This is a genomic window from Nocardia sp. NPDC059195 (assembly GCF_042754695.1).
Lineage (GTDB): Bacteria > Actinomycetota > Actinomycetes > Mycobacteriales > Mycobacteriaceae > Nocardia.
This window is the reverse complement of the sequence record NZ_JBHZBG010000026.1, coordinates 1-5,565: the sequence shown is the minus strand read 5'-3', so window position 1 is coordinate 5,565 and position 5,565 is coordinate 1. Positions and strand designations below refer to the sequence as shown.

General features: G+C 65.7%; 3 protein-coding genes. All 3 read right to left on the bottom strand.

Annotated elements, in window-relative coordinates:
• Window positions 1-3,556 (bottom strand): beta-ketoacyl synthase N-terminal-like domain-containing protein (locus ACFXKN_RS26150; protein ID WP_379433998.1); only part of this gene is annotated, 3,556 nt, incomplete at its 3' end.
• A gap of 32 nt (window positions 3,557-3,588) precedes the next feature.
• Complete coding sequence (locus ACFXKN_RS26145) at window positions 3,589-4,188, bottom strand: SGNH/GDSL hydrolase family protein (protein WP_379433997.1); 600 nt, start codon at window positions 4,186-4,188, stop codon at window positions 3,589-3,591.
• The coding region (locus tag ACFXKN_RS26140; RefSeq protein WP_379433996.1) for a thioesterase domain-containing protein at window positions 4,185-5,565 on the bottom strand (1,381 nt) is incomplete at its 5' end. The genes ACFXKN_RS26145 and ACFXKN_RS26140, both read right to left, overlap by 4 nt.

Below are 5,565 nucleotides of genomic sequence, written 5' to 3'. Positions count from 1 at the left end.
AGTCCACGCCGAGATCGGCTTCCAGGTCCATGGCCGGATCGACCATTTCCACCGGGTAGCCGGTTTTGTTCGCGACCACCTCACGCAAGGCTTGCCGCAGTGCATCGCTCGAGACCGCGCTTATGGGCGGAACCGCCGCCGCGGCGGGCCGCACAGCAACCGCTGCGGGCTGCTCGGAAACAGCCGGGGTGGCCGATACCGCCACGACCGGTGGTGCGATCGGGGGAGGGGTGGGGGCGGACTGCGCGACAGGCGCAGTACCGTTCGAACGAGCTCCGTTTCGACCAAGAGCCGGTGGCGGTGCCGAGCGCAGACGGGTGACCGGTGCGCCGGTCTCCAGCTCGGCCAGCTGCGTCACCACGTCGCCGGCGCGGGAATGGGTCTCGCTGATCGCCACGGTGTGATCCTTGACCGCCTCGATCGCGCGCACGGTCAGCTCGTCGAGCCCCCCGTTGCGCAGGACGCCGGCCAACTCTCGCGCCAGCTCCAGCTGTCCGTCCAGGTAGTGGCGGTGGGTGTCCAAATGTTGCACCAGCGCGCTGTCGAATGAGCCGGGTGTGTGAAGTCGGTACTGCGAGGCGGTTGACACGTGGTTCTCCGGGTTCTCCGAGTGTCGGTTGGACGGGACAGGCACAGGCTGAGATGCCGGAACGCGGGCATCTGTGGGCTTGGCCGCGGCGGCCGGCACGAGCCGTGGCGCGGGGACGTGCTGGGGTGCAGGCGAGTCGGAAGCGACGCGATATCCGTCGGCGAACAGGGCCGCCTTTGTGGTCCGGCGGCTCTCGGGCACGTGGTCGGGCGCCGAGAGAGACACCGTCATCGCGGGTTCGCGTGTGGCAACGACCGGTCCCGGTGCGCGGTAGCGGTTGATGCCACGTACCTCGCAGCCGAGCACGGCAAGTCGCACCGCCGCGCGCTTGAGGGCCAGATCGCTGTCGCCGACGGGCCCGAAATCGGTGGCGATCGCGATCACGTCGTCGCCGAAGGTGCGCCGCACCAGTGACGTGAGTACCTGCTTCGGGCCGAACTCGACGAAGACTGTGCAGCCGTCGGCCCGCATGGCTGTGAGCGCATCGTGGAAGTCGACCGGATTGCTCAGCTGTGCGGTCAGAGTGGCACGGTTGGCCTCGACATTGCCTCCGTAGGACGCGCCTCGGGTATCGGCGTACACGGGAGCATCCGGAGCGCCGATCTCGATCGCCGCTACCGCTTCCCCGAAAGCTGTCGCCGCGTGTTCGACATAGGGCGTGTGGAATGCGCCCGCCACGGGGAGAGGCCGAGTGACCCACCCCTGTTGGGCGCAGCGATCGTTCACCTCGGCGATACCCACCGCGCCACCACCTATGACCACTTGGTCGACCGCATTGTGGTTGCAGATCCACACGTCCTCGACATCCGCGATGATGTCCTCGATGTCTGCGCGCGAGGCGGCGACAGCGACCATGGTGCCGGCGTCGGTCCCCTCGGGCGCAGCCATCGCGGCGCCACGGGCACGAGCGAGTGCGAAGAAGTCGGTCGTTGTCACGGCGCCGGATGCCCACAGTGCGGTTAGTTCACCGAAGCTGTGTCCGAGGTAGCCCACGGCCCGGAATCCGTAGTTCCGTAGCACCTCGAACTGGCCGACCGCCAGCGCGCCGATTGCCGGCTGCGCGAATTCGGTGCGGCGCAAGGTGATCTCTTGCTGCTCACGAGCCACGGAGTCGAAGACCGGGGGCGGGAACACGACACTGCCCAGCCGCCGCGGCGCGTCGGCGAACGCCGCATTGGCCGCGTCGAAGGCGGCACCGACCGGTGGATTGTTCAGTGCTGCGGCCAATCCCATATCGACGTACTGGCTGCCCTGACCTGCGAACAGCGCGCCCACCTTGCGGTTCGGCAGCGCGGCGGCACGAAAGTACACGCCCTCCGGGTGATCCCAGTGTGCCGCATCGGCGTGACGCACCAGCTCATCCACTGCCAGCCCGCGCAGGTCGGCTGCGGTGTCGTCATCGAACGCGGCGAAGCCGACACGTGCGTGGTGATCCGGAATATCGCCGCCGTCACCCCCATCGGTGCTGCGCACCGCATCGATCAGTCCCGCGACATCCGGGGCGTGCCAGATGTGTGCGCGCGGCGTGCGGTGCAGTATCGACAGATTGTCGCGTCCCGCTTCCGCTTCCTCCTCCAGCACAACGTGGAAGTTGGTGCCTCCGAAACCCATTGCTGATGCCGCGGCCCGGCGGATCGGGCGGTTCGGGTCCAGGATCCACGGACGGGTCCGGGAGTTCACGTAGAACGGTGCGGACTCCGGATCGATCGCCTCGTTCGGCGCGTCCACATTGATAGTGCCGGGTAGCACCTTCTGGTGCAGCGCGAGTGCCAGCTTCATGACACTCGCCGCGCCTGCCGCGCCTTTGGTGTGCCCGATCTGTGATTTCACACTGCCTAGTGCGGCGAAACGGGTTTCCGAAGTCGCCTCGGAGAACAGCTCCCTCAGTGCGGTCAGCTCGGTCTTGTCGCCGACCGCGGTGCCGGTGGCGTGCGCCTCGATGAGCTCGACATCGGACGGAGAGCAGTTGGCGTCGGCATAAGCGCGATCCAGCGCGACTCGCTGGCCCTCAGCTCGTGGTGCGTAGATGCTCTTGGATCGGCCGTCGCTGGAAGAACCGATACCGGTGATCACGGCGTAGATCCGGTTCCCGTCGCGTCGCGCGTCGTCGAGCCGTCGCAGCGCCAGCATCGAAATGCCCTCACCGAGCATTGTTCCGTCGGCCGTCGATGCGAATGGGCTGATGCGATCGGTCGGCGAGAGCGCGCCGACCTTGCTGAAGCACATGTAGCCGAAAATTGTGTTCTCGGTGTCAACGCCACCGGTGATCATCATGTCGGCGCGGCCGTCTCGCAGCTCCGCGATGGCCGTGCGAATGGCTGCCAGCGAGGCTGCGCAGGCCGCATCGACCGTGCAGTTCATCCCGCCGAGCCCGAGCCGATTCGCCACCCGTCCAGCGACAACATTCGCGAGCAGGCCCGGGAATGAATTCTCCTCCCACGGTGCGAAAGCTGCGACGAAGCGCTCGGCGATGGCATCGACGTCGTTCTCGGTGAGCCCCACCGAACGCGCCGCCTCCTTGAGCATCGGCGTCGAGAGCCGGGCCGCTAGTGGATGCGTGAGCGGCACCGGACCCGTGGTGCCGAGCACCACACCGGTGCGTCCAGGGTCGTACCATTCGGAGCCGGTCGCACCCGCGTCGACGAGCAGATCGCGCGCCACCCCGAGGCTCAGCGTCTGCATGGTGCTGGTGACCTCGAGCTGATTGGGCGGCAACCCGAATTCGAGTGGATCGAAGTCGACGTCAGGCAGGAAACCGCCACGGCGCGAATAGGTTTTGTCCGGGGTCGCCCTGTCCGGGTCGTAGTAATCGTCCAGGCTCCAGCGTGATGCGGGCACCTCCTCGGTGCAGTCCACGCCGTCGACGATGTTCTGCCAGTACTCGCGATGATTGTGTGCCATCGGCAACAGGCCCGACATGCCGACAATGGCGATCGGGTCATGTGCCAGGCGTCTGTCGTCCTTCATGGAAATTCCTCTCGAACCCGTCGCTACGCAGCTCAGGCGGCAACGGTGGTGGCGGTGGTCGACGAAATGAGTTCGGCCGCGGCGACCGCAAATTCACGATGCCCCAGCGGGCTCGGGTGCATTCCGTCCTCGGTCCACATCTCCGGCCGCTCCCATTCGGGACGGCCGGCCATATCCAGCAGCAGGGCGCCATGATTCGCGGTGATGCGAGCCAAGACGGTATTGGCGAATTCGAAACGCTCGCGCAGCAGACCGCGGAACTTCTCCGGAACCGGCAGTCGCGCTGGGATATCCGGGTAGTCAGCGGTGATCACTGTGGCGCCACCGGCGCGCAGGTCGCCCAAGATCGTATTCATGTTGGCCTCGAACACTTCCGGGGCGAAGTCACTCACGAGGTCATTGACCCCGACCACCACGCCGTAGACCGCCGCTCGCGCCGCCGTCGGCAGCTGCACCCGCACAACATCGGAGGTGGTGGCCCCGTGCGTGCCGTAATTCCGGATCGAACTCGGCGGTAACCCCAGCTGGCCGGCCAACCGCGATACCCACCCGCGGTAGCCACCCGTCGCGGCGGGGTCGCCGCGGCCCTCGACGAAGCTGTCGCCCAGGGCCGTCAGACCTGGCCCGGTCAACGCACGGCCTCCGCATCCATGGATTGCGCGATCGCCTCTACCAGCACTCGCGCGTACGATGCTACGGGCGTCGGATCCAGCATTTCCTCATGCGTGCAATCAACGTCGTACTCTACGATCTCGCCTGCCACGAATGGCTGCCACAATGCCGACAGATCTTGTTTTTTCTCGGCATGTCGAGCTGAGATGATGATCGCCGATCCGGCGTATTGACCCGGTGCATGAGTGTTCTGCAGCCGCCTGTTGTGCGCGATGTTCTCGGCCACGCGATCGACCATCGATTCAGGTGGCAGTGGAATCTTGAGCATCGGTGCGCTCTCGGCAATCTTCTGAACGACCTCGTAGGTGAGGGGTTCGACGCCCGGTGAATCCAGCCCATTGATCCGCAGATAATTCTGCAGGATCGGCATCTCCGTTTCCCCGTCCGCTGCCGCACCGGCATCGTCGATCGCCAGAAATGCATCGATGAGGACCAGCGTGGACACCTTCTCCCCGACGCGGGTCAGCTGCGCGGCGATCTCGTGGGCAACCCCTCCGCCGAATGACCACCCCAGCAGGCGATATGGGCCATCGGGCTGAATCTTTCGGATGATGTCGAGATAGTTCGCAGCCATTTCGCCGACAGTTGCCGATTTGTCGTTCTCGAGATCCTGCGATATCCCGATGACGGGAATCTCGAGGTAATCGCCGAGTGGGCGGTAGGGCCAGCTCACGCCGCCTCCCGGGTGAATGCAGAACAGCGGCGCGCCCGCACCTTCGCTCAGCCTCTCCGCTTGCGAGACTTCCGACCCGGTATCTTTGCCGAGCTGCGCCGTCAAGGCGCGCACACTCGGTGTCTGGAACAGGGTGCGCACCGCGATGTCGCGATGGAACGCTTCGTGAATTGCCGCGACCACCCGCATCGCAAGCAGCGAGTTGCCGCCGATATCGAAGAAGGAGTCGTCGACACCGACCCGTTCCAATCCCAATACCTGCGCGTAGATCGACGCGAGTGTTTTCTCGGTTGGTGTCGAAGGTGCCCGGTACGCTTCCCTGTTCCCCACGTAGTCGGGTGTGGGCAGGGCTCGTTTGTCGAGTTTGCCGTTGACTGTCAGGGGCAGGCTGTCGAGCACCACAACTGCCGACGGAATCATGTACTCCGGCAATCGCGCTGCGACGGCTGCCCGTACCACCACAGGGTCCACCGCGCCGGTCACATACCCGACCAGCCGTTTGATGCCCGGTTGATCCTCGCGTGCCACGACCACGGCCTGCTCGACCCCGGCCACCCCCGACAATGCGTCGCCGACTTCGCCGAGTTCGATGCGGAATCCGCGGATCTTGACCTGGTCGTCGTTGCGACCCACATACTCCAACTCGCCCTTGATATTCCAGCGG